General features: G+C 57.7%; 1 protein-coding gene. It reads left to right on the top strand.

The window, feature by feature from the left end:
• The coding region (gene tuf, locus SMB34_RS18510) for an elongation factor Tu (RefSeq protein ID WP_084716697.1) at nt 1-1,139 on the top strand (1,139 nt) is incomplete at both ends.

Raw genomic sequence — 1,139 nt, 5'->3', positions numbered from 1 at the left:
CGTACAAAACCGCACGTGAACGTTGGCACCATCGGCCACGTTGACCACGGTAAAACCACGCTGACCGCAGCGATCACCAAAGTTCTCGCAGAGAGCGGCGGCGCATCGTTCCAGGACTACAGCATGATCGACAAAGCGCCGGAAGAGAAAGCTCGTGGTATCACGATCTCGACCGCGCACGTCGAATACGAAACGGCGAACCGCCACTATGCGCACGTCGACTGCCCGGGCCACGCTGACTATGTCAAGAACATGATCACCGGTGCGGCACAGATGGACGGCGGCATCCTGGTTGTTTCGGCAGCTGACGGCCCGATGCCGCAGACCCGCGAGCACATCCTGCTTGCACGTCAGGTTGGCGTTCCGGCCCTCGTCGTGTTCATGAACAAGGTTGACCAGGTCGATGACGAGGAACTCCTCGAACTCGTCGAAATGGAAATCCGTGAACTTCTGTCGTCTTACGACTTCCCGGGCGACGATATTCCGATCGTTAAAGGTTCGGCTCTTGCTGCCCTTGAAGGTCGTGATGACGCGATTGGCAAAGAAGCGATCCTGAAGCTGATGGAAGCTGTTGACAGCTACATCCCGGCACCGGAACGTCCGAAAGACCGTCCGTTCCTGATGCCGATCGAGGACGTGTTCTCGATCTCGGGTCGTGGTACGGTTGTTACCGGTCGTGTTGAAACCGGTATCGTCAAGGTTGGTGAAGAAGTCGAAATCGTCGGTATCAAAGACACCGTCAAAACGATTGTCACCGGCGTTGAGATGTTCCGCAAGCTGCTCGATCAGGGTGAAGCTGGCGACAACATTGGCGCGCTGCTGCGCGGCACCAAACGTGAAGACGTCGAACGTGGCCAGGTTCTGGCACATGTCGGCTCGATCAAGCCGCACACCAAGTTCACTGCAGAAGCTTACATCCTGACCAAGGATGAAGGTGGCCGTCACACGCCGTTCTTCTCGAACTACCGTCCGCAGTTCTACTTCCGTACCACTGACGTCACCGGCTCGATCGAGCTGCCGGCAGGCACGGAAATGGTTATGCCGGGCGACAACGTCCAGATGACCGCGACCCTCATTGCACCGATCGCAATGGACGAAGGTCTGCGTTTCGCAATCCGTGAAGGCGGTCGTACCGTCGG

The organism is Thalassospira permensis NBRC 106175 (assembly GCF_000714555.1).
Taxonomy (GTDB): domain Bacteria; phylum Pseudomonadota; class Alphaproteobacteria; order Rhodospirillales; family Thalassospiraceae; genus Thalassospira; species Thalassospira xiamenensis.
Note: the sequence above shows the minus strand (reverse complement) of the source record. Positions and strands in the feature narration are given on the sequence as shown.